The 23,511-nt window shown below is 67.6% G+C and carries 15 protein-coding genes and 1 tRNA gene; 13 read left to right on the top strand and 3 right to left on the bottom strand.

Features of this window, described 5'->3' with window-relative positions:
- Positions 1 to 66: 66 nt before the first annotated feature.
- Together ispB and EL288_RS22610 are read left to right on the top strand one after the other, a co-directional pair.
- The gene (ispB, locus tag EL288_RS22615) at positions 67 to 1,032 is read left to right on the top strand and encodes an octaprenyl diphosphate synthase (protein WP_003807467.1); all 966 of its coding nucleotides are present in this window, start codon (positions 67 to 69) and stop codon (positions 1,030 to 1,032) included.
- 45 nt (positions 1,033 to 1,077) lie between these two features.
- Positions 1,078 to 1,154: transfer RNA gene (locus EL288_RS22610), tRNA-Pro, on the top strand.
- A 145-nt stretch (positions 1,155 to 1,299) separates the two neighbouring features.
- Here EL288_RS22610 and EL288_RS22605 read toward each other — a convergent pair.
- Positions 1,300 to 2,211 (bottom strand): LysR substrate-binding domain-containing protein, encoded by a 912-nt coding sequence (locus EL288_RS22605; RefSeq protein WP_033458475.1) that lies wholly within the window; start codon positions 2,209 to 2,211, stop codon positions 1,300 to 1,302.
- A 130-nt stretch (positions 2,212 to 2,341) separates the two neighbouring features.
- Here EL288_RS22605 and EL288_RS22600 point away from each other — a divergent pair, with 130 nt between their 5' ends.
- The 5 genes from EL288_RS22600 to EL288_RS22580 are packed head-to-tail and all read left to right on the top strand — an operon-like array spanning position 2,342 to position 10,380.
- Entirely contained in the window at positions 2,342 to 4,390 is a 2,049-nt protein-coding gene (locus EL288_RS22600) for a hydantoinase/oxoprolinase family protein (protein WP_003807471.1), read from the top strand.
- 17 nt (positions 4,391 to 4,407) lie between these two features.
- Positions 4,408 to 6,405, top strand: coding sequence for a hydantoinase B/oxoprolinase family protein (locus EL288_RS22595; protein ID WP_015064681.1), 1,998 nt, complete (start codon positions 4,408 to 4,410; stop codon positions 6,403 to 6,405).
- A gap of 34 nt (positions 6,406 to 6,439) precedes the next feature.
- On the top strand, positions 6,440 to 7,777 hold the full coding sequence (locus tag EL288_RS22590) for an NAD(P)/FAD-dependent oxidoreductase (protein WP_003807475.1): 1,338 nt from the start codon (positions 6,440 to 6,442) through the stop codon (positions 7,775 to 7,777).
- A 59-nt stretch (positions 7,778 to 7,836) separates the two neighbouring features.
- Positions 7,837 to 8,844 carry a Bug family tripartite tricarboxylate transporter substrate binding protein gene (locus tag EL288_RS22585; RefSeq protein WP_225665612.1) on the top strand — a complete coding sequence of 336 codons (1,008 nt, stop codon included), beginning with the start codon at positions 7,837 to 7,839 and terminating at the stop codon, positions 8,842 to 8,844.
- A 54-nt stretch (positions 8,845 to 8,898) separates the two neighbouring features.
- Positions 8,899 to 10,380 (top strand): NAD-dependent succinate-semialdehyde dehydrogenase, encoded by a 1,482-nt coding sequence (locus EL288_RS22580; RefSeq protein WP_010929993.1) that lies wholly within the window; start codon positions 8,899 to 8,901, stop codon positions 10,378 to 10,380.
- Between the two features lie 15 nt (positions 10,381 to 10,395).
- Here the strand turns inward: EL288_RS22580 and cyaC are convergent, their stop codons facing one another.
- Both cyaC and EL288_RS24385 read right to left on the bottom strand, forming a co-directional pair.
- Positions 10,396 to 10,953 carry a cyclolysin-activating lysine-acyltransferase gene (gene cyaC / locus EL288_RS22575; RefSeq protein WP_010929994.1) on the bottom strand — a complete coding sequence of 186 codons (558 nt, stop codon included), beginning with the start codon at positions 10,951 to 10,953 and terminating at the stop codon, positions 10,396 to 10,398.
- A gap of 69 nt (positions 10,954 to 11,022) precedes the next feature.
- The gene (locus EL288_RS24385; protein ID WP_153566166.1) at positions 11,023 to 11,325 is read right to left on the bottom strand and encodes a hypothetical protein; all 303 of its coding nucleotides are present in this window, start codon (positions 11,323 to 11,325) and stop codon (positions 11,023 to 11,025) included.
- Positions 11,326 to 11,432: 107 nt separating this feature from the next.
- Here EL288_RS24385 and cyaA point away from each other — a divergent pair, with 107 nt between their 5' ends.
- The 6 genes from cyaA (at position 11,433) to EL288_RS22540 (ending at position 23,489) form a co-directional block, all read left to right on the top strand.
- Entirely contained in the window at positions 11,433 to 16,553 is a 5,121-nt protein-coding gene (gene cyaA / locus EL288_RS22565; protein WP_126622036.1) for a bifunctional adenylate cyclase toxin/hemolysin CyaA, read from the top strand.
- 74 nt (positions 16,554 to 16,627) lie between these two features.
- Positions 16,628 to 18,766 carry a cyclolysin T1SS permease/ATPase CyaB gene (gene cyaB, locus EL288_RS22560; RefSeq protein ID WP_033458470.1) on the top strand — a complete coding sequence of 713 codons (2,139 nt, stop codon included), beginning with the start codon at positions 16,628 to 16,630 and terminating at the stop codon, positions 18,764 to 18,766.
- Positions 18,763 to 20,085, top strand: a complete 1,323-nt coding sequence (cyaD, locus tag EL288_RS22555) for a cyclolysin T1SS periplasmic adaptor subunit CyaD (protein ID WP_003807486.1) — start codon at positions 18,763 to 18,765, stop codon at positions 20,083 to 20,085. Before cyaB ends, cyaD begins: the two co-directional genes overlap by 4 nt.
- Before the next feature lies 1 nt (position 20,086).
- A complete protein-coding gene (cyaE, locus tag EL288_RS22550; protein WP_033449944.1) occupies positions 20,087 to 21,511 on the top strand; it encodes a cyclolysin secretion protein CyaE in 1,425 nt (474 codons plus the stop codon).
- A gap of 90 nt (positions 21,512 to 21,601) precedes the next feature.
- Entirely contained in the window at positions 21,602 to 22,510 is a 909-nt protein-coding gene (locus tag EL288_RS22545; protein WP_003807489.1) for a LysR family transcriptional regulator, read from the top strand.
- Positions 22,511 to 22,574: 64 nt separating this feature from the next.
- On the top strand, positions 22,575 to 23,489 hold the full coding sequence (locus EL288_RS22540; protein ID WP_003807491.1) for an amino acid ABC transporter substrate-binding protein: 915 nt from the start codon (positions 22,575 to 22,577) through the stop codon (positions 23,487 to 23,489).
- The last annotated feature ends 22 nt before the right edge of the window (positions 23,490 to 23,511 follow it).

Here is a 23,511-nt window from a genome sequence, read left to right as displayed (position 1 = left end):
GGCGCTGCGTGCGCCGGGTATGAGTGTGCGAGCCGCCGGCCGGCTCCCTTACCTGTCGGATACGCCTTGAATCTCCCTGAGTTGATTGCCCCTATTGCCGACGACATGAAGGCTGTCGACGCGGTCATCCGCGACCGGCTGAATTCCGATGTCGTGCTGATCCGCACCATCGGCGACTACATCATCGGCGCCGGCGGCAAGCGCATGCGGCCCGCCATGGTGCTGATGGTGGCGCGCGCGCTCGGCTACCAGGGCACGCACCACCAGTTGCTGGCCGCGGTCGTCGAGTTCATCCACACCGCCACGCTGCTGCATGACGACGTGGTCGACGAGTCGGACCTGCGCCGTGGCCGCGACACGGCCAACGCCGTGTTCGGCAACGCCGCCAGCGTGCTGGTGGGCGATTACCTGTATTCGCGCTCGTTCGAGATGATGGTCGAGGCCGACTCGATGCGCATCATGCAGATCCTGTCGCAGGCCACCACGGTGATCGCCGAAGGCGAGGTGCTGCAGCTGCTCAACGTGCACGACCCCGATGTGTCGCAGGAGCGCTACCTGCAGGTGGTGCGCTACAAGACCGCCAAGCTGTTCGAGGCCGCAGCCCAGGTCGGTGCGGTGCTGGCTGGCGCCAGCCCCGAGCAGGAGACCGCCGCGGCCGCCTATGGGCGCCACGTCGGCACCGCCTTCCAGCTGGTCGACGACGTGCTGGACTACAGCGGCGATGCCCACGCCTTGGGCAAGAACGTGGGCGACGACCTGCGCGAGGGCAAGCCCACGCTGCCCCTGATCCGCGTCATGGAGACGGGCACGCCCGAGCAGCGCGAGCTGATCCGCGAGGCGATCAAGACCGGCCAGGCCGACTTCGCCGCGGTGGCCCAGGCCATCCAGGCCACCGACGCCCTGGCGCATGCGCGCCAGGCCGCCGAAAACGAGGCCGAACTTGCCCGACAGGCGCTGTCGGCCTTCCCGGTTTCCCTTTATCAAAAATCTCTGCTAGAATTCTGCGCTTTCGCGGTGAATAGAGATCGTTGATCGAAATCCAGGCGCCGGGGAAGAAAAAAGCAAGACAGCAAGAATCGGGGCGTAGCTCAGCCTGGTAGAGTACTGCGTTCGGGACGCAGGAGTCGGAGGTTCGAATCCTCTCGCCCCGACCAACTTCCGTTGGTCGAATTTCCCGGGTGGCGCCATGTGCGTTGCCAGCCCACAAGCCGTACAGCGAAGGGGCGCATAGCGAAAGCCGATACCGCAAACGTGGTGTCGGCTTTTTTGCGTTCGCGCCGCGTCTTCGGCGCGGCGGGCTCAGCCCGCCTGGCGCCGCGCCCGCCTGCGGCCGGCGCTGATTTCATAGCATTCGCAGAAGGTCTGGGCCAGCAGGCTCAGCGGGCTGCTGGACGGATACACCAGGTACGTCGAGAAGCGGATGTCCGGCGCGAACGGCTTGATGGCGATGTCCAGCGAGCGAAAGCCGTCGGCCACGTCCGGGTTGGCGATGCTCACGCCCAGTCCCAGGCCGACCATGTGGCAGATGGCGGCGGCGAAGTGCGATTCGCAGGACAGGATGCGGCGGTCGCCCGCGGCGGCGAAGACCTTGTCGATTTCCTTGCGCATGGCGTCGTTGGGCGAAAGAGATAGAAAGCGCTCGCCGGCCAGATCCGCCGGCGCGAGGGCGCGCGGCATCCCGGCCAGCCGGTGGCCGGCCGGGACGATGCATACGCCCAGCGCTTCGCTGGCCACGTGGTGGCCGATGCCGGGGCTGCTGAATATGTCCGAGGCCACGCCGATGTCGCTATAGCCCGCGGCGGTCCATTGGCAGACCGTGATCGAGTCGGCCACGTGCATGGACACCGTGACGTCGGGGAAGCGCTCGGCGAACAGCTGCATGGCCTCGGGTACCGTGACCAGGGCGGGCGAGGGCACGGCCGAGATGCGCAGGTGGCCGGTGCCGCGCCTGCGCAGGGTGGCGGCGGAGCTTTCCAGGCTGCGCAGGCCCGCGAACGTCATCTCGACGTCGCGAAAGAACACCTCGCCTTCGCGCGTGGGCACCAGCTTGCCGGCCACGCGCTCGAACAGGCGCAACCCGATGCGCGTCTCCAGCTGGGCGATGACCCGGCTGACGTTGGGCTGCGTGGTATGCAGGTCCTTGGCCGCCTGTGTCATGGAGCGCGTCAGCATGACTGCCCGGAAAGTCTCGACCTGGCGAAAGTTCAGCATGGGTCATATCAATTTTGCATGGACCATGATGATAATCCAATTAGTCATATGGGGTGCGAGTCCATAACATGGCCGCATCGACATCAGGGAGGCCGCCACCGGGCCTCCCGACTTTAAGGAACGTGCCCCAATGAGCCTTCGGATCGGAGTGGACATCGGCGGGTCCTTCGCGGACTTTGCCGTGCTGGATGAATCCACGCGAACAATTCAAACCCTGAAAGTCTTCTCCCGCCCGGACGCGCCGGGCAGCGAGGTCCTGGCTGGCATCGAGCAGCTGAAGGCGCGGCATGGCCTGGATCCGGCCCAGGTGTCGTACTTCACGCACGGCACGACGGTGGGGGTCAACGCCGTGGTGCAGCGCCGCGGCTTGAAGCTGGCGCTGATCACCACGCGCAACTTCGAGGACGTGCTGGACATCGGCCGGCTGAAGATTCCCGACATGTACCACCTCATGTCCAAGCGGCCGGCGCCGCTGATTTCGCGCGACCGGGTGTTCGGCGTGGACGAACGGCTGGGCGCCGATGGCAGCGTGGTCGCGCCGGTGGACGAGGCCAGCGTGCTGGCGGCGGCCGAGGCGCTGCGCGAGGCCGGCTGCGAAGGCGTGGTCGTCTCGCTGCTGCATGCCTACCGCAACCCGGCCCATGAACGGCAGGTCAAGGCGATCCTGCAGCGCGCGCTGCCGGGAATGTTCGTGTCCTGCTCGCATGAGGTCTGGCCGATCATCCGCGAATACGAACGTACGCTGACCGCCACCATCGGCGGCTATGTGCAGCCGCGCGTCTCGCATTACCTGGAAAGCCTGCAGGGCGCGCTGCGCGAGAGCGGGGTACCGGTGGACCTCAAGGTCACCAAGTCCAACGGCGGCGTGATGAGCGCCGAGCATGGCAAGGCCAATTGCGTACAGATGATCCTGTCGGGCACCGCCTCGGGGGTGATCGGCGCGGCCTACATCGCCGATCTGTGCCATATCCCGAACTGCATGAGCCTGGATATCGGCGGCACGACTGCCGATATCGCCCTGATCGTCGACGGCAAGCCGCAGTTCGCCACGGGCGAGTACATCGGCGACTTCCAGATCCATATTCCCTCGGTATCGGTGTCGTCGGTGGGCGACGGCGGCGGGTCGATCGCCTGGGTGGACGAACTGGGCGTGCTGAAGGTGGGGCCCCAGAGCGCGGGTTCCACGCCCGGGCCGGTGTGCTACGGCAAGGGCGGTACCCAACCCACCATTACCGACGCGTTCGCGGTCATGGGCGTGATCGGCTCGCAGCAACTGGGCTACAACGCGGTCCAGGTCGACGTCGAGGCGGCGCGCCGGTCGATCGAGCCGCTGGCCGAAAAGCTGGGCACCGACGTGCTGCGGACCGCCGAGGCCATCGTCAATGTGTCGGTGTCCAGCATGTACGCGGGCGTGAGCCGGGTGATTTCGCGCTTCGGCATCGATCCGCGCGTGTTCAGCCTGATGCCGTTCGGCGGCGCCGGCCCGATGCTGGCCTGCTACCTGGCCAAGGCCCTGAAGGTGCAGAAACTGCTGGTGCCCACCACGCCGGGCGTGCTGAGCGCGCTGGGCGGGCTGATCGCGGATGTGAAGAACGATTTCGTGCGCACCACGTACTGCGACCTCAATGCCGCCACCGTGGGCTCGCTGGCCCAGGCGGCCAGCGAGCTGGAGGCGCAGGCACGCGCGTGGCTGGTGGCCGAGGTCGGCACCGACGCGGACGCCGAGATCGATATTTCCGCCGACATGCGTTATCGCGGCCAGTCGTTCGAGATCGATACCCCGGTCGAGCGGGCATGGCTGGAGGCGGGCGCCATCGACAGCCTGAGCCAGGCCTTTCACAAGGAGCACGAACGGCTGTACGGGCACGGCGACGCCAGCGCGGGCGTGCAGGTCGTGGCGATGCGGCTGGTCATTACGTCCAGGACGCCCAAGCCCGAGCTCAACCATATCGCCCAGGGCGCCGGCGTGCCGCCGCGCGAATCCACCCTGCGCATCTGGCTGGAGGGCCAGTACCGCGACGTGCCGCTGTACCGGCGCGAGAAGCTGCTGGCCGGCCAGGCCTTCAGCGGTCCCGCCATCGTGGCCCAGGACGATTGCACCACCTGCGTGCTGCCCGGCTTCGACGCGCGCGTCGATACCTACGGCAACCTGGAACTCACCGCGCTCGCGCTGAACTGACCTGGACAGGGCATCACATGAACTTCGACAAAACCGTACTGCAGATCTTCGCGAACTACTGCGTGGCCGCCGCGGAAAGCATGGCGCATACGCTCATGCGCACCGCGCACTCCGCGTTCGTGAAGGAAACCGAGGACTTCTCCTGCACCATCATGACGCCGCGGGGACAGACGTTCGCCTCGCCCAAGACGCTGGGCGCGACCTGGTACCCGGGCCTGGATTTCAGCGGCGCCATCGACATGATCGACGGCTACGAGCCGGGCGACATCTGCATGACCAACGACGCGTACAGCGGCTACGTGGCCACGCATACGCCCGACATCATGATGTGGAAGCCGGTGTATTACCAGGGCGAGATGGTGTGCTTCGTGGGCGGCCATATCCACAACACCGACATGGGCGGAGCGGTGCCGGCGTCCCTGTCGCGCACCCTGACCGAGGTGCACCAGGAAGGGATACGCTTCCCGCCCACCAAGATCGTGCGCCGCGGCGTGCTCAACGAGGAACTGATGCGCCTGATGGAGCTCAACGTGCGTTCGCCCGAGCAGAACCGGGGCGACCTGCAGGCGCAGACGGCCATGCTCATGACCGGCGAGCGCCGCATCGTCGAGATTATCGAGCGCTTCGGACTGCAGGCTTTCAAGGAAGGCATGGCGGCGATGCTCGATTATTCGGAGCAGCAGGCGCGCGCCATTGTGCGCGCCATGCCTGACGGCGAATATTTCTTCGCCGAGTACGCCGACGAGGATTCGCTCAACGGCAAGCCGCTGCGCGTGGCGATCACCCTGCGCATCCGCGGCGACGAGCTGGAGTTCGACTTCACCGGCAGCGATCCGCAGCTGACCTCGTCGCTGAACATGCCCACCGGCGGCAAGGAACGCCACGTGCTGGCCCTGGTCGGCCTGAACTACGTGCTGTATTCGCTCAACCCGGAGATCCTGCTCAATGCCGGCATGCTGCGCGTGGCGCGCTGCATCCTGCCGGAGGGCTCGGTGGTCAATCCGCTGGCGCCGGCGGCGGTGGGAATGCGCAGCCTGACCTGCAAGGTGGTGCAGTACGCCACCATGGGGGTGTTCTCGCAAGTGGTGCCGGACCGCCTGCCCGCCTCGCCCGCCGGCGGGATGAGCATCGTCAACGTGAAGACGACCGACCGCGACGGCAAGACCATCATCGCCGCCATCGGGCCGGTGGGCGGCGGCGCGGGCGGCGATCCGTACAGCGACGGCGCCGACGCGTCCGGGGCCATCGTGGCGTTCCTGCGCAATACGCCGGTCGAGATCAACGAAACCGAAGTTCCCATCCGCATCACCCGCTACGGCATGGTGCCCGACAGCGGCGGCCCGGGACGCTACCGCGGCGGCCTGGGCACATGCATGGAGTTCCAGGTGTACACGCCCAATTCGGCGGTCACCGCGCGCAACCGCGACCGGTCCCGTTTCGCGTCCTGGGGCGTGCTGGGCGGCAAGGCCGGCACCGTGTCGCGCTTCCTGCGCAACCCCGGCACCGCGCACGAGGAGGACCTGGGCGTGCACGATTTCATCCAGTGCCAGCCGGGCGATGTGATCCGCCTGGAGGGCTGCGGCGGCGGGGGCTACGGCTCGCCCTGGGAGCGCGATCCGGCCAGGGTGCTGCACGACGTGCGCTGCGGCTACGTGTCGGTCGAGAACGCCCGCGGGCAGTATGGCGTGGTCATCGAGGGCGGCGAGGTCAGCCGGGATGCCACGGCGCGGTTGCGCGCCGAACTGGCTGGGCGCGATCCGGCCGTCGCGCACTATGACCACGGCGCCGGCCGCGACGCCTTCGAGGCGGTCTGGACGCTGGCCCGCTACGAACGCATGACCCATCACCTTGCCGGCGTGGCGCCGATCTGGCGCCACTTCCTGAAGATCAAGATCTTCGATGCGCTGGAGCAGCGCCTGGGCGGCAACGTTGCGGACACACGGCCGGAAATCATCGACGAGATTTTCGCGCAACTGCTCAAGGCCTATCCCCAGCTGCAGGCCGCCAGCGCCTGAGGCGCCGATCGCAACGCTACCGATACATACCGTCATGCAACAACTGAAACAGGCATTGCTGCGCATCGACACGCCCCACACGCCGCCCGCCGAGGTGGATGTGGCCATCATCGGCGCGGGCGCGGCCGGGGTCGCGACCGCGCACGAACTGACGCGGCTCGGTGTGCGGGTCGCGGTCATCGAGAAGGGCTGGGTGGCCGCCGAGCAGAGCAGCCGCAATTGGGGGTGGTGCCGCACGCTGGGGCGCGATATCCGCGAGCTGGAGCTGGCCAGGCTGAGCGTCGACCTGTGGCGCAGCGTGCAGGCCGATACCGGCGTGGATGCGGGCTTTCGCGAGACCGGCGTGGTGTTCGTGACCGACGATCCGTCCGAGCTGCGGACCTGGGAGCGCTGGCAGCAGGCCGCCGCCGCGCGCGGCGTGCCGGCCCGGATGCTGTCGGCGCGCGAGGCCAACGCCACCCACGCCTGGGGCAAGACGCCCTGGATAGGCGGCATCCGTACCGAGCGCGATGGCTATGCGGAACCGGCGCGCGCGATTCCGCTGCTGGCGCGCCACGCCATGGACAACGGTGCGCAGGTCATCCAGCAATGCGCGGTCAATGAACTGCTGGTCGAGGGCGGCCGCGTGGCCGGTGTGCAGACCGAGCGCGGCCTGGTGCGCGCCAGCCAGGTGGTGGTGGCCGGCGGCGTCTGGTCGTCGCTGTTCTGCCGCAAGCACAAGCTGCCCTTGCCGATCCTGCAGGTGCATTCCTCGGCCTCGCGCAGCAGGCAGTTCGACACCGGCGGGGCGGCGCCGGCAAGAGCGACGCATTTCTCGTTCCGCCACCGCGAGGATGGCGGGCTGACGCTGGCCAAGAGCGGCCGGGGCACCATGCACGTCGTGCCCGACCTGTTGCGCTACGGCATGAAATTCCGCTCGCTCTACCGCGCCCGCAAGGCCAACGTCAGATTGTCGATCGGCAGGCAGTTCTTCGCGCAGTGCTGGGACGAGTTTCGCTACTTCCACCTCGACAGGCCTCCCTATGCCCGCCATCGGGTGCTGGATCCCGGGCCGGACATGGCCCTGGTGCGCAGCGCCTACGAGGACGCGGGGGCCGTGTTTCCCGGCATGGGGCCCGACCTGATCGACCAGGCCTGGGGCGGCGTCATCGACAACACGCCCGACGGCATCCCCGTCATTTCCGACGTGGCCCGGATGCCGGGCCTGTATTTGTGTACCGGTTTCAGCGGCCATGGGTTCAGCTCCTCCCTGGGAGCCGGCCGCTGCCTTGCGCAATGGATCGCGCGGGGGCGCTCCGACCTGTCGCTGGACGCGTTCTCGTACGCGCGCCTGGTCGACGGGCGGCGCCTGCAACCCAGCATTCTGTATTGAACGGCCGGCACGTACCGGCGGTCTTGGGCAGTCATCACTTCTGCAAGGGGAATACCAATATGCGATACAACCGAAGAGCCTTCCTGGGCGCGATGGCCGCGCTGCCGGCGGCATTGGGCGCCGCACGCCTGGCATCGGCGGCGCCGGCCGGCGAGGCCGGCTATCCGGACCGGCCGATCAAGTTCCTGGTGCCGTTTTCCGCCGGCAGCAGCACCGACATCGCGGCCCGCGCGTATGCCGAGGTCACCACCAAGGCGATCAAGGGCGCGTCCGTGGTGGTGGAGAACCGCGCGGGGGCGGGCGGCAACGTGGGCGCGGCGGTCATCGCGCGTTCGGCGCCCGACGGCTACTCGCTGCTCTACAGCGCCGCCACGCCCTATGCGATCGCGCCGTTCGTCTATCCCGATCTCTCGTATAACCCGATACGCGACTTCGCGCCCATCGCCGTCACGATCAGCGTGCCGGTGTTCGTGGTGGTGGCCGGCGACAGCGACATCCATACGATGGCCGACCTCGCCGCGCACATGAAGGCCGGGCAGCAGGCGGTCAGCTACGGCTCCAACGGCGTGGGGACGTCCAGCCACATCATCTGCAAGCTGATCGCCATGGAGCTGGGATATCCCGACGTGCTGCACGTGCCGTACCGCCAGGGGTCCCAGGGCGTCATGGCCGATGTCATCGGCAAGCGCCTGACCTACGCCGTCGATCCCTGGTCGGTCGTCGGTCCGCTGGTGCAGTCCGGACGCTTGCGCGCCATCGCCACCACCAACGGACAGCGCCTGTCGGTGGCGCCGGACATCCCGACCCTCAGCGAGATCTTCAAGAAGGACTTCGCCGTCGTGACCTGGAATGGATTGTGGGCGCCGGCGGGTACGCCGCAGGGCATCGTGGACCGGCTCGGCAAGGCGTTCGAGTCGGCCCGCGAGAACCAGGAGCTGGTCAGGCAGTTCGAGAGCCAGGGCACGCCGCTGATGCCGGCCATGTCGCTGGCGCAGACCAGAACGTTCATGACCGGCGAAGTCGAGCGCTGGAAGCGTTTCGTGCAGGCATCGGGCATCAAGCTCTAGGCAAACCGGCGCCGCGGTCCGCGGCGCCGCCTCCACATTGCAAAGGAAGACCTCATGTCCTTATCCGTCGGCAACGCCGCGCTGCTGCCTGGCCGCAACCTGATTGGATCGGAATGGCGCGAAGCGGCGCTGGGCGCGCGCTTCGCGGTTGCGGATCCCGCCACCGGCAAGGTGATCGCGCATGTGCCCGACAGCGGCGCGCGCGATGCGGGCGCGGCCGTCACGGCGGCGCACCAGGCCTTCGCGGACTGGCGCCGGACCCCCGCCAAGGTCCGCGCGCAGATCATCAAGCGCTGGAATGCCCTGTTGCACGAGAACGCCGAAGACCTGGCCCGTCTGATTTCCTCGGAGCAGGGCAAGCCGCTGGCCGAGGCTCGCGGCGAGGTGAGCTATGCGGCCAGTTATGTCGAGTGGTTCGCCGAAGAGGCCACGCGCGCCGACGGCGACCTCATCCCCAGCCCGGCGCAAGGGCGGCGCATGTTCGCGTTGCGCGAGCCGGTCGGCGTGGTGGCGGCGATCACGCCGTGGAACTTCCCGGCGGCCATGATCGCCCGCAAGATCGCCCCGGCCCTGGCGGCCGGGTGCACGGTCGTGTGCAAGCCGGCCGAGGACACGCCGCTGACGTCGCTGGCGCTGACGGCCCTGGCGCAGCAGGCGGGGGTGCCGCCCGGCGTGCTCAACATCGTGACCGCCTCGCGGGGCCGCGCCGCCGAAGTCGCCGACGCCTGGCTGGACGACCCGCGCGTGCGCAAGATCACCTTTACCGGCTCCACCCCCGTGGGCAAGCATCTGGCCAGGCGCAGCGCCGACACCTTGAAGCGGGTCTCGCTGGAGCTGGGCGGCAATGCGCCTTTCATTGTGTTCGACGACGCCGACCTGGACGCCGCGGTCGAGGGCCTGATGGTGTCCAAGTTCCGCAATGGCGGCCAGACCTGCGTCTGTCCCAACCGCATCTTCGTGCAGGCCGGCGTGCACGACGCGTTCGTCCGCAAGCTGGCGGCGCGGGTGGAGGGGCTGGTCGTCGGGCCGGCCAGCGACCCGGCTTCGCAGATCGGGCCGATGATCAACGCGCGCGCCGTCGAGAAGATCGAGCATCACGTCGCCGACGCCCTGGAGCGCGGCGCTCGCCTGGCAGTGGGCGGCAAGCGCATCCACTCGGCCCGTTGCGCCGGCGACCACTATTACGCGCCGACCGTGCTGACGGGGGTGGACGAGACCATGGCGTGCTTTCGCGAGGAAACCTTCGGGCCGGTCGCGCCGATCACGGTCTTCGCCAGCGAGGCCGAGGTGGTGGCGGCGGCCAATGCGACCGCGTTCGGCCTGGCCGCCTACTTCTACTCGACCGACGTGCGGCGCATCTGGCGCCTGGCCGACGCGCTGGAGACCGGCATCGTCGGCGTCAACGAGGGCGCGCTGGCCGCCGAGGCGGCCCCGTTCGGCGGCGTCAAGGACTCGGGTTACGGCCGCGAAGGATCGCGCCATGGCCTGGCCGAGTACATGCAGATCAAGTACGTCTGCCAGGGCCAGCTGGACTGAGGGCGCGTCGCGCGATCAGGCGGTGCCCCGGCCTCGCGGCGCGTATCCGCCGTTGCTCGCGCGCAGTCCTGCGATCAGTTCGGCATGGTAGCGGTCCAGCTGCGCGCGAGCGGCGGCCGCGTCCAGCGCGCGGCCTCGGTACTCCTTGACGCGCGCGGTGTCGCCGCCGCGCCGAACGCGCAGCGAACGGCCCACGCTGTCGGGGTGCCGTTCGGCCAGCGCGCGGCGCAGCGCACGATTGTCGTCGCGCGAGAATGGCGCGATCCAGTCGATGATCCACAGTCGGTCGCCGCAGTTCCAGGCATTCCCGCCCAGCGACGAGGGCGCCATGACATAGGAGAGTTCGGTGTCGGCGTCCATGAGGGCCCAGCTGCAGTATGCAACCGGCACGTCATTGCATCGCAGCAGAATGTATTGGCCCAGCTGAATCGGCGCGAGCGTGTTGCGTGCGAGCAGATGCACCGGCCAGTCGCGGTGCATGGGAGAGTTCATCCACAGCCAGGCAATATTGCCCAGTGCCGCGAAGTCGTCGGTGGGATTGAGGAGGGAGGGCGCTTGGGCGGACGGAAGCATGACATCGGTGCATGGTGGAGCGGGGGGCATATTCCGTGTTGGGTGCGCGCATGGCAAGCCGCCGGCGCATCATGGTTGCGACGGAATGGCTTTTCTTACATGTTTCCAGGATATGTCCGTATTTCGGGCGATGCCTCGGTCGCGGCGCCTGCTTTTGTCGAACATGTGCAATGTTGTTGTCGCGATCGCGTTGGCGCTTGCTCGCTTATTTATCTCCCTTGAAGCCTTGTTCTTCTTTTCATTAGAAAGAAATATGCGCTTTGTGTTTAGGATGATTTTCCTGTCCGAGTAGGGTGGATCCAAATTTTCCGGATTGGTGGGAATTTGTGCATTTTTCATTGCGAATGTTGGAATAATTTCGCCCATCGTCATACGACGTGCTGGATGTTTGGTTCTTGCAGAAGGATGAGGTTCTGAGCGCTACACACCGGTTGCGTCGGTGCGAATCCGTTCAATCGACTACTTATCGACAGATCCACATGCAGCAATCGCATCAGGCTGGTTACGCAAACGCCGCCGACCGGGAGTCTGGCATCCCCGCAGCCGTACTCGATGGCATCAAGGCCGTGGCGAAGGAAAAAAACGCCACATTGATGTTCCGCCTGGTCAACCCCCATTCCACCAGCCTGATTGCCGAAGGCGTGGCCACCAAAGGATTGGGCGTGCACGCCAAGTCGTCCGATTGGGGGTTGCAGGCGGGCTACATTCCCGTCAACCCGAATCTTTCCAAACTGTTCGGCCGTGCGCCCGAGGTGATCGCGCGGGCCGACAACGACGTCAACAGCAGCCTGGCGCATGGCCATACCGCGGTCGACCTGACGCTGTCGAAAGAGCGGCTTGACTATCTGCGGCAAGCGGGCCTGGTCACCGGCATGGCCGATGGCGTGGTCGCGAGCAACCACGCAGGCTACGAGCAGTTCGAGTTTCGCGTGAAGGAAACCTCGGACGGGCGCTATGCCGTGCAGTATCGTCGCAAGGGCGGCGACGATTTCGAGGCGGTCAAGGTGATCGGCAATGCCGCCGGTATTCCACTGACGGCGGATATCGACATGTTCGCCATCATGCCGCATCTGTCCAACTTCCGCGACTCGGCGCGCAGTTCGGTGACCAGCGGCGATTCGGTGACCGATTACCTGGCGCGCACGCGGCGGGCCGCCAGCGAGGCCACGGGCGGCCTGGATCGCGAACGCATCGACTTGTTGTGGAAAATCGCTCGCGCCGGCGCCCGTTCCGCAGTGGGCACCGAGGCGCGTCGCCAGTTCCGCTACGACGGCGACATGAATATCGGCGTGATCACCGATTTCGAGCTGGAAGTGCGCAATGCGCTGAACAGGCGGGCGCACGCCGTCGGCGCGCAGGACGTGGTCCAGCATGGCACTGAGCAGAACAATCCTTTCCCGGAGGCAGATGAGAAGATTTTCGTCGTATCGGCCACCGGTGAAAGCCAGATGCTCACGCGCGGGCAACTGAAGGAATACATTGGCCAGCAGCGCGGCGAGGGCTATGTCTTCTACGAGAACCGTGCATACGGCGTGGCGGGGAAAAGCCTGTTCGACGATGGGCTGGGAGCCGCGCCCGGCGTGCCGAGCGGACGTTCGAAGTCCTCGCCGGATGTACTGGAAACGGTGCCGGCGTCACCCGGATTGCGGCGGCCGTCGCTGGGCGCAGTGGAACGCCAGGATTCCGGCTATGACAGCCTTGATGGGGTGGGATCGCGATCGTTCTCGTTGGGCGAGGTGTCCGACATGGCCGCCGTGGAAGCGGCGGAACTGGAAATGACCCGGCAAGTCTTGCACGCCGGGGCGCGGCAGGACGATGCCGAGCCGGGCGTGAGCGGTGCGTCGGCGCACTGGGGGCAGCGGGCGCTGCAGGGCGCCCAGGCGGTGGCGGCGGCGCAGCGGCTGGTTCATGCCATTGCCCTGATGACGCAATTCGGCCGGGCCGGTTCCACCAACACGCCGCAGGAAGCGGCCTCGTTGTCGGCGGCCGTGTTCGGCTTGGGCGAGGCCAGCAGCGCCGTGGCCGAAACCGTGAGCGGTTTTTTCCGCGGGTCTTCGCGCTGGGCCGGCGGTTTCGGCGTGGCTGGCGGCGCGATGGCGCTGGGAGGCGGCATCGCCGCGGCCGTTGGCGCCGGGATGTCGTTGACCGATGACGCGCCGGCCGGACAGAAGGCCGCCGCCGGCGCCGAGATCGCGCTGCAGTTGACAGGTGGAACGGTCGAGCTGGCTTCTTCCATCGCGTTGGCGCTGGCCGCGGCGCGCGGCGTGACCAGCGGCTTGCAGGTGGCGGGGGCGTCGGCCGGGGCGGCTGCCGGCGCATTGGCCGCGGCGCTCAGTCCCATGGAGATCTACGGCCTGGTGCAGCAATCGCACTATGCGGATCAGCTGGACAAGCTGGCGCAGGAATCGAGCGCATACGGTTACGAGGGCGACGCCTTGCTGGCCCAGCTGTATCGCGACAAGACGGCCGCCGAGGGCGCCGTCGCCGGCGTCTCCGCCGTCCTGAGCACGGTGGGGGCGGCGGTGTCGATCGCCGCGGCGGCCAGCGTGGTAGGCGCCCCGGTGGCGGTGGTCACTTCCTTGTTGACCGGGGCTCTCAACGGCATCCTGCGCGGCGTGCAGCAGCCCATCATCGAAAAGCTGGCCAATGATTACGCTCGCAAGATCGACGAGCTGGGCGGGCCGCAAGCGTACTTCGAGAAAAACCTGCAGGCGCGTCACGAACAACTGGCCAATTCGGACGGCCTACGGAAAATGCTGGCCGACCTGCAGGCCGGGTGGAACGCCAGCAGCGTGATCGGGGTGCAGACGACAGAGATTTCCAAGTCGGCGCTCGAACTGGCCGCCATTACCGGCAACGCGGACAACCTGAAATCCGCCGACGTGTTCGTGGACCGCTTCATCCAGGGCGAGCGGGTGGCCGGCCAGCCGGTGGTACTCGACGTCGCCGCCGGCGGCATCGATATCGCCAGCCGCAAGGGCGAGCGGCCGGCGCTGACGTTCATCACGCCGCTGGCCGCGCCAGGAGAAGAGCAGCGCCGGCGCACGAAGACGGGCAAGAGCGAATTCACCACATTCGTCGAGATCGTGGGCAAGCAGGACCGCTGGCGCATCCGGGACGGCGCGGCCGACACCACCATCGATCTGGCCAAGGTGGTGTCGCAACTGGTCGACGCCAATGGCGTGCTCAAGCACAGCATCAAACTGGAGGTGATCGGCGGAGATGGCGATGATGTCGTGCTTGCCAATGCTTCGCGCATCCATTACGACGGCGGCGCGGGAACCAACACGGTCAGCTATGCCGCCCTGGGCCGACAGGATTCCATTACCGTGTCCGCCGACGGGGAACGTTTCAACGTGCGCAAGCAGTTGAACAACGCCAACGTGTATCGCGAAGGCGTGGCTACCCAGAAAACCGCCTACGGCAAGCGCACGGAGAATGTCCAATACCGCCATGTCGAGCTGGCCCGTGTCGGGCAACTGGTGGAGGTCGACACGCTCGAGCATGTGCAGCACATCATCGGCGGGGCCGGCAACGATTCGATCACCGGCAATGCGCACGACAACTTCCTGGCCGGCGGGGCGGGCGACGACAGGCTGGATGGCGGCGCCGGCAACGACACACTGGTCGGCGGCGAGGGCCACAACACGGTCGTCGGTGGCGCTGGCGACGACGTATTCCTGCAGGACCTGGGGGTATGGAGCAACCAGCTCGATGGCGGCGCGGGCGTCGATACCGTGAAGTACAACGTGCACCAGCCTTCCGAGGAACGCCTCGAACGCATGGGCGAAACGGGCATCCATGCCGATCTTCAAAAGGGCACGGTCGAGAAGTGGCCGGCCCTGAACCTGTTCAGCGTCGACCATGTCAAGAATATCGAGAATCTGCACGGCTCCAGCCTGAACGACAGCATCGCCGGCGACGACCGGGACAACGAGCTCTGGGGCGACGATGGCAACGACACGATACACGGCCGGGGCGGCGACGATATCCTGCGCGGCGGCCTGGGCCTGGACACGCTGTATGGCGAGGACGGCAACGACATCTTCCTGCAGGACGACGAGACCGTCAGCGATGACATCGACGGCGGCGCGGGGCTGGACACCGTCGACTATTCCGCCATGATCCATGCAGGCAAGATCGTTGCGCCGCATGAATACGGCTTCGGGATCGAGGCGGACCTGTCCAGGGAATGGGTGCGCAAGGCGTCCGCGCTGGGCGTGGACTATTACGACAGTGTCCGCAATGTCGAAAACGTCATCGGCACGAGCATGAAGGATGTGCTCATCGGCGACGCGCAAGCCAATACCCTGATGGGCCAGGGCGGCGACGATACCGTGCGCGGCGGCGACGGCGATGATCTGCTGTTCGGCGGCGACGGCAACGACATGCTGTATGGAGACGCCGGCAACGATACCCTCTACGGAGGGCTGGGCGACGATACCCTTGAAGGCGGCGCGGGCAACGATTGGTTCGGCCAGACGCCGGCGCGCGAGCATGACGTGCTGCGCGGCGGGGCTGGGGTGGATACCGTGGATTACAGCCAGGCGGGCGCGCATGCCGGCGTTGCCACGGGTCGCATCGGGCTGGGTATTCTGGCGGACCTGGGCGCCGGCCGCGTCGACAAGCTGGGCGAGGCCGGCAGCAGCGCCTACGATACGGTTTCCGGCATCGAAAATGTGGTGGGCACGGAACTGGCCGACCGCATCACGGGCGATGCGCAGGCCAATGTACTGCGCGGCGCGGGTGGCGCCGACGTGCTTGCGGGCGGCGAGGGCGACGATGTGCTGCTGGGCGGCGAGGGCGACGACCAGCTGTCGGGCGACGCCGGACGCGACCGCTTGTACGGCGAAGCCGGTGACGACTGGTTCTTCCAGGATGCCGCCAATGCCGGCAATCTGCTCGACGGTGGTGACGGCAACGATACCGTGGATTTCAGCGGCCCGGGCCGGGGCCTCGACGCCGGCGCAAAGGGCGTATTCCTGAGCCTGGGCAAGGGGTTCGCCAGCCTGATGGACGAACCCGAAACCAGCAACGTGTTGCGCCATATCGAGAACGCCGTGGGCAGCGTGCGTGATGACGTGCTGATCGGCGACGCAGGCGCCAACGTCCTCAATGGCCTGACGGGCAACGACGTGCTGTCCGGCGGCGCCGGCGACGATGTGCTGCTGGGCGACGAGGGCTCGGACCTGCTCAGCGGCGATGCGGGCAACGACGATCTGTTCGGCGGGCAGGGCGATGATACCTATCTGTTCGGGGCCGGGTACGGACATGACACGATCTACGAATCGGGCGGCGGCCATGACACCATCCGTATCAACGCGGGGGCGGACCAGCTGTGGTTTGCGCGCCAGGGCAACGACCTGGAGATCCGCATTCTTGGCACCGACGATGCACTTACCGTGCACGACTGGTATCGCGACGCCGATCACCGGGTGGAAGCCATCCATGCCGCCAACCAGGCCATAGACCCGGCCGGCATCGAAAAGCTGGTCGAGGCAATGGCGCAGTACCCGGACCCCGGCGCGGCGGCGGCTGCCCCGCCGGCGGCGCGCGTGCCGGACACGCTGATGCAGTCCCTGGCTGTCAACTGGCGCTGAAGCGCCGTGGATCACGGCCCGCCTGCCTCGCGCGGCGGCGCCGTCTCTTTGCGTTTTTCCCCGAGGTATTTCCCATGACGTCGCCCGTGGCGCAATGCGCCAGCGTGCCCGATTCCGGGTTGCTCTGCCTGGTCATGCTGGCTCGCTATCACGGATTGGCAGCCGATCCCGAGCAGTTGCGGCATGAGTTCGCCGAGCAGGCATTCTGTGGCGAGACGATACAGCTGGCGGCGCGCCGGGTCGGCCTGAAAGTGCGGCGGCACCGACCCGCGCCAGCGCGGCTGCCACGCGCGCCGCTGCCGGCCATCGCGCTGGACCGGCAGGGCGGCTACTTTGTTCTTGCCCGCTTCGAGTCCGGCGCGGACCAGGCCGTACTCATCCAGCGTCCGGGCCAGGCGCCCGCGCGCCTGGGGCAGGCCGAGTTCGAGGCGCTGTGGGCGGGAGAGCTGCTGCTTTGTGCTTGCGCGGCCAGCCCGACGCAGGCCCTGGCGCGCTTTGACTTCAGCTGGTTCATTCCGGCGCTGGTCAAGCATCGCCATCTCATCGGCGAGGTGCTGCTGATTTCGTTGGTGCTGCAGTTCATTGCCCTGTTGACGCCCTTGTTCTTCCAGGTGGTCATGGACAAAGTGCTGGTCAACAACGCCATGGAAACGCTCAATGTCATCGCAGTGGGGTTCCTGGCGGCCATCCTGTTCGAGGCCCTGTTGACCGGCATACGTACTTACCTGTTCGCGCATACCAGCAGCAAGCTGGATGTGGAGCTGGGCGCGCGCCTTTACGCGCATCTGCTGCGCTTGCCGCTGGCGTACTTCCAGGCGCGCCGGGTGGGCGACTCGGTGGCCCGCGTGCGCGAACTGGAGAACATCCGCGCCTTTCTTACCGGCAATGCCGTGACGGTGCTGCTCGATGTGGTGTTTTCCGTCGTGTTCATCGCCGTCATGTTCTTCTACAGCGTGAAGCTGACGCTGGTCGTGCTGGCGGCGCTGCCTTGCTATTTTCTTCTGTCGCTGGTGCTGACGCCGGTGCTGCGCCGCCGCCTGGATGTCAAGTTCAACCGTGGCGCCGAGAACCAGGCCTTCCTGGTGGAGACCGTCAGCGGCATCGATACCGTCAAGTCGCTGGCGGTCGAGCCGCAGTGGCAGCGGCACTGGGACCGACAGCTTGCCGGCTACGTCGTGGCCGGCCTGTCGGTGGCTAACGTCGCCATGCTGGCCAACACCGGCGTGACGCTGATCAGCCGGCTGGTTGCGCTGGGAGTCCTGTGGGTGGGCGCCACCGAGGTGGTCGCGCAGCGCATGACCGTGGGTGAACTGGTGGCCTTCAACATGCTGTCCGGCCATGTGACGCAACCCGTGATCCGGTTGGCGCAGCTGTGGAACGATTTCCAGCAGACCGGCGTTTCGATGCAGCGTCTGGGCGACATCCTGAACTGCCGTACCGAGGTGGCCGGCGACAAGGCGCAATTGCCGGCGCTGCGCGGTTCCATCGAGCTGGACCGGGTATCGTTTCGCTATCGGCCGGACGCCGCCGATGCGCTGCGCAATGTCAGCCTGCGCATTGCGCCGGGCGAAGTGGTGGGTGTGGTAGGGCGTTCCGGGTCGGGCAAGAGTACGCTGACTCGGCTGATACAGCGCATGTTCGTCGCCGACCGCGGCCGGGTGCTGATCGACGGCCATGACATCGGCATCGTGGACAGCGCTTCGCTGCGGCGCCAGCTGGGCGTTGTGCTGCAGGAAAGCACGCTGTTCAACCGCAGCGTACGCGACAACATTGCGCTGACCCGCCCCGGCGCGAGCATGCACGAAGTGGTGGCGGCGGCGCGGCTGGCGGGAGCGCACGAGTTCATCTGCCAGTTGCCTGAAGGCTACGACACCATGCTGGGCGAGAACGGCGTGGGATTGTCGGGCGGCCAGCGCCAGCGCATCGGCATCGCCCGCGCGCTGATCCATCGCCCGCGCGTGCTGATCCTGGACGAGGCCACCAGCGCGCTGGACTACGAGTCGGAGCACATCATCCAGCGCAATATGCGCGATATCTGCGAAGGCCGCACCGTGATCATCATCGCCCACCGGCTCTCCGCCGTGCGCTGCGCCGATCGCATCGTCGTGATGGAGGGCGGCGAGGTGGCCGAGTGCGGCAGCCACGAAACGCTGCTGGCCGCCGGCGGCCTGTACGCGCGCCTGCAGGCGCTGCAGGCAGGGGAGGCGGGATGAGACGCGCACTGCGCGAACTCGCGGTCCGCCATGGCCGGGTGCTGGCGGCCAGCTGGCGTCAGCGCCATCGACGCCCGGCAGGCTGGTTCGATCCGGTGGAGACCGAGTTCCTGCCTTCCGCGTTGTCGCTGCAGGAGCGTCCGATATCGCCCACGGCCCGTTGGCTGGCGCGCATACTGATGGCGCTGGCGGCGGGCGCGCTGGTCTGGTCGGTAGTGGGCAAGACCGAGATCGTCGTGCATGCAGCCGGCAAGGTGGTGCCGGTGGGCCAGAGCAAGATCATCGCGGCGTCCGACACCGGCCGCGTTGCGCGCGTGCTGGTCGCCGACAATAGCCGCGTGGCCGCCGGCGACGTGCTGCTGCGGCTCGACGCGGGCGTGACGGACGCGGAAGAACGCAAATGGCGTGTCCAGGCTGCGCAGGCGCGCCAGGACGAGGCCCGCTCCCGCGCCATGATCCGGGCGCTGGATACCGGGCGCGCGCCGGTATTGGCCGAGCTGCCTGCCGATCCCGGCATGATGGCGGCCCAGTCATATCTGGACAGCCAGTATGCCGACTATCAGGCGCAATTGCGCTCCATCGAGGCGGCAATCGCCGCCTATCGGCGCGAGCTTGGGCTGGTGACGCAGATCGCCCATGCTCATCGTGGCCTGCGGCGCGACGGCGACGTATCGCAGCAGGCCTACCTGGAAAAAGAACAGGCGCGTACGACCCTGGAAGGCCGGTTGCGCCAGAGCGAGGCGCAGCGCGCCGCGCTGCAGACCCAGACGCGACGCCAGGCGTTCGAGACGCTGGTCCTGGCGCGCAAGCTGGCTGCGCAGGCCGAGCAGGAGATCGCGCGCACGAGTGCCCAGCGCAGCCGGTTGGTGCTGACCGCGCCTGTCGATGGCGTCGTGCAGCAGCTGGTTGCGCTGACCGAGGGAACGGCGGTGGCCGCGACCCAGCCCTTGATGATGGTGGTGCCCAGCGGCGCCGGCATTCAGGTGCAGGCTCAACTCGACAGCAAGGACATCGGCTTTGTCAGGGCGGGCGCGCCCGCCAGCGTCAAGGTCGGCGCCTACGACTATACGAAGTACGGCACGCTCGAAGGCACGGTGTTGCATGTGTCTCCGGATACTGTGGTCGACGACCGGCAGCAGCACTCGTACCGCGTGACGATCGCGCTGGCGCAAGCGACCTTGGAGGTGGACGGCCAGCCACAGCGGCTCAAGGAAGGCATGGCGGTGCAGGCCGATATCCGGACCGGCTCGCGGCGCCTCATCGAGTATCTGCTCAGCCCGGTGGCGCGGCATGCCGGCGAAAGCCTGGGGGAGCGCTAGCATGGCCGCAGTGCAGGTCAGGTGGCGTGGTCGGGGCCTGATCCTGGCGTTATGGGCCGGGTTCGCGCTGAGCGTGGGGGGCGGGGCGCGGGCGCGCGATGGCCTGGCAACGCCGCCCGCGTTCGAGGGGCAGGCGGCGCCTGCCGTCTCGTGGCCTTGTCCGCCGCCGGCCGATCGGCTCGACGACCTGGCCTTGCTCGAGGCGGTCGACCTGGCGCTGTGCCACAGCCCGGCCTTGCGCCAGGGTTGGGCGCGGATCAAGGCGCGGTCGGCCGAGGTCGGGCTGGCGCGTGCGCCCTATTATCCCAGCGTCGCGTTGAGTGCCGGGCGTTCGGCGCAGCGGCGCAGCACGGGGCTGGGCGAGGACGGGGTTCGCAACAATGTGATGGCGGCAACGCTGGCCTGGCGCCTGTTCGACTCGGGCGCCCGTTCGGCCGCCCTGCGGGCGGCACGGGCGCAACTGGACGAGGCCGCGCAGGCCTACGGCGCGGTGCTGCAGGACAAGCTGGCCGAAGTGGCCGGCGCCTATTACGAGGCGGCCACGGCGCGGCAGGCACTGCGCACTGCGGTGGAAGACACGGAGATCGCCCGGCGTTCGGCCAGCGTCGCGGCACGCCGCGCGCGCGCAGGCCTGGACAGCCACGGCGATGTGCTGCATGCACAGGCTGCCCTGGAGCGCGCGCGCCTGGCGCAGGCGCAGGCCGAAGGCGCGCAGGCACGCGCGCTGGCGGGCCTGGCGCAGGTCCTGGGCGTCGATCCGGCCACGCCGATCGTCCTGGCGCCGGGGCCGCTGGCGCCGCAACGGATCGAAGATCGGGAGCTCGCCCAATGGCTGCGGGACGCCCGGCAGCGTCATCCCGCGATCAAGGCGGCGCAGGCGGGCCTGGCAGCGGCCACCGCCCAGGTCGATGTGGCGCGGGCCACGGATATGCCGACGGTGGATCTTTCGCTGGGCCATTATCGCAACAGTAGCGAGAACGTCTCGGTGTTCGCCGGTTCGTCGCGCAGCGTGTCCGCCAGTCTGAACCTGCGGATTCCGCTGTTCGACGGATTTGCCCGGAGACATCGGGTCCAGGGCGCGCGCGCCGAAGTGCAGCGCCAGGAGGCTCTGCTCGACCAGGCCCGCCTGGCGACCGGCGCGGCCGTGGCGCGCGCCTATGCCGATCTGCGGGCTGCGCGCGCCAGCCATGAGGCCAGCTTGCGCTGGCTGAAGGCCGCGCGGGCTGCCTACGAGTCGGACCTGCGCCGCTACGAGGCGGGGGTGGGCGGCGTCGCGGAGCTGCTGCGCGCGCAATCCGACTGGCTGTTGGCCCGGCAGCGCCACGTGCTGTATGCCGCCCAGCTGCGCACCCGCGCGCTGGCCCTGCTGGCCGCGGCGGGAGAGCTAGGCCGTTCGACGATCAACGGCGATCCGCCTAAGGAGTAACCCTGCAAATCGCCGCGTTATGCAGATTTCGCATAACCGGCCAGGCACCCATCCCTATACTGCCCTGCATTCGGCGCTTCCGATTACGCGGTGATGGTGATGGATCTACGTTGGTTCCAGGATTTTCTGACCCTGGCCGAATGCGGCCAGTTTACGACGGCTGCCGAGCTGCGCCATGTGTCGCAGTCGGCCTTCAGCCGGCGCATCCAGTCGCTGGAGACCTGGGTCGGCACGCCTCTGATCGACCGGGGCTGCTTCCCGACACGCCTGACGGCGGCGGGCGAGCAGTTCCGCTCGGCCGCCGCCGAGATCGTGCGCAAGGTGATCGACGCGCGCGGCGAAGCGGGCGCGACCGGGCGCGACAGCATGGTGTTGCGCGTGGCCATGCCGCATTGCCTGGCGACCTCGCGCTTTCCCGCCTGGTGCGCGCGCTGGCAGCAGGTTGGCGGCGCGGAGTCGCTGCGCCTGCACGTGGGCAATGTGCATGACTCGGTCGAATGGCTGGCCGCCGGCGTGGTGGACCTGCTGGTGTGCTTTCGCCATGCCGTGGAGGACATCCAGCTCGATGCGCAGAGTTATATGCGGGCAGGCGTCGAGGCCGATGTCTTGCGCCTGTATCGCCCGGCGGGCATGGCGCTGGACGAGGCCGAGCTGGCGTGCGAGGCGCCGCAGGCGCGCTATCCCTATGTGTCGTATGCGCAGGGCGCCTATTTCCGGCGCCTGATCGAGCTGTCGTGCGGGCCGCTGCTGCAGCGCGCCGTCCTGCAGCGGGTGTGCGAGACCGATTTCGTCGACGGCGCGCGCGACCTGGTGCGCGCCGGCGTGGGGCTGGCGTGGCTGCCCGATTCCAGCGCCCGTGCGGCCGTGGAGCACGGCGAGATCGTCGCGGTGGCGGACCGGCGCTGCGCCATTCCAATGGAAATCTGTATGTACGCGCGACGCCACGGGCCGGCGCAGGAAGCCGTGGAGCGCGTGTTCGACCAGTTCGGGCGCGGCTAGCGCCTGATCGCCGGCGCGGCCGGCATCGCAGTCCATAACAACAGCCCTTATAGGAGACACCACCATGAAACGCCTTCTCAATGCGCTGACGGCAGCGCTGGCCATCGGCGCGGCGGCCGCCGGCCAGGCCCATGCGGCCGACCTCGACGGAACCCTGAAGAAAATCTCCGATACCGGCGTCATCACCATCGGGCACCGCGAGACTTCGATCCCGTTCTCGTACTATGACGCCAACCAGAAGCCGGTGGGCTATTCGATCGACATCTGCACGCGCATCGTCGACGCGGTGAAGACGCGCATCAAGCGCGACGATATCCAGGTCAAGTACCTGCCGGTGACCTCGGCCACGCGCATTCCGCTGATGGGCAACGGCACCATCGATCTGGAGTGCGCCTCGACGTCCAATACGCTGGACCGCCAGAAGCAGGTGGCTTTCTCGGTGACGACCTTCGTGACCGGCAACCGCTTCATCAGCCTGAAATCCGCCAACCTGAAGACCATCGACGACCTCAAGGGCAAGACGGTGGCCTCGACCTCGGGCACGGCCAATATCCGCCAGGCCAATGAGATCAACGAGGCGCGCAGCCTGGGCATGAAGGTGGTGCCGGTCAAGGAGCACGCCGAAGGCTTCCTGATGGTCGAGACCGGCCGCGCCGCCGCATTCATCATGGACGACATCCTGCTCTACGGCCTGGCCGCCAACGCCAAGGAGCCGGACCGCTATCAGGTGTCCGGCGACTCGCTGTCGATCGAACCGTACGCCATCATGCTGCGCCGCGACGATCCCCAGTTCAAGGCCCTGGTCGACGACACCATCAAGTCGCTGTATGCCAGCGGCGATTTCGAGGCCTTGTACAAGCGCTGGTACCAGAGCCCGTTGCCGCCCAAGGGCATCAACCTGAACGTGGCAATGAGCGAGGTGCTCAAGCGCGTGGTCGCCACGCCGACCGACTCGGGCGATCCGGCCGCCTACAAGTAAGAAGAAGCAAGGCCGCCATGCC

Origin of the sequence: Bordetella bronchiseptica (assembly GCF_900636925.1) — a bacterium.
In the GTDB taxonomy this organism is placed as follows: domain Bacteria; phylum Pseudomonadota; class Gammaproteobacteria; order Burkholderiales; family Burkholderiaceae_B; genus Bordetella; species Bordetella pertussis.
The sequence above is the reverse complement of the archived record's forward strand: the minus strand, read 5'-3'. Positions and strand labels throughout refer to the sequence as shown.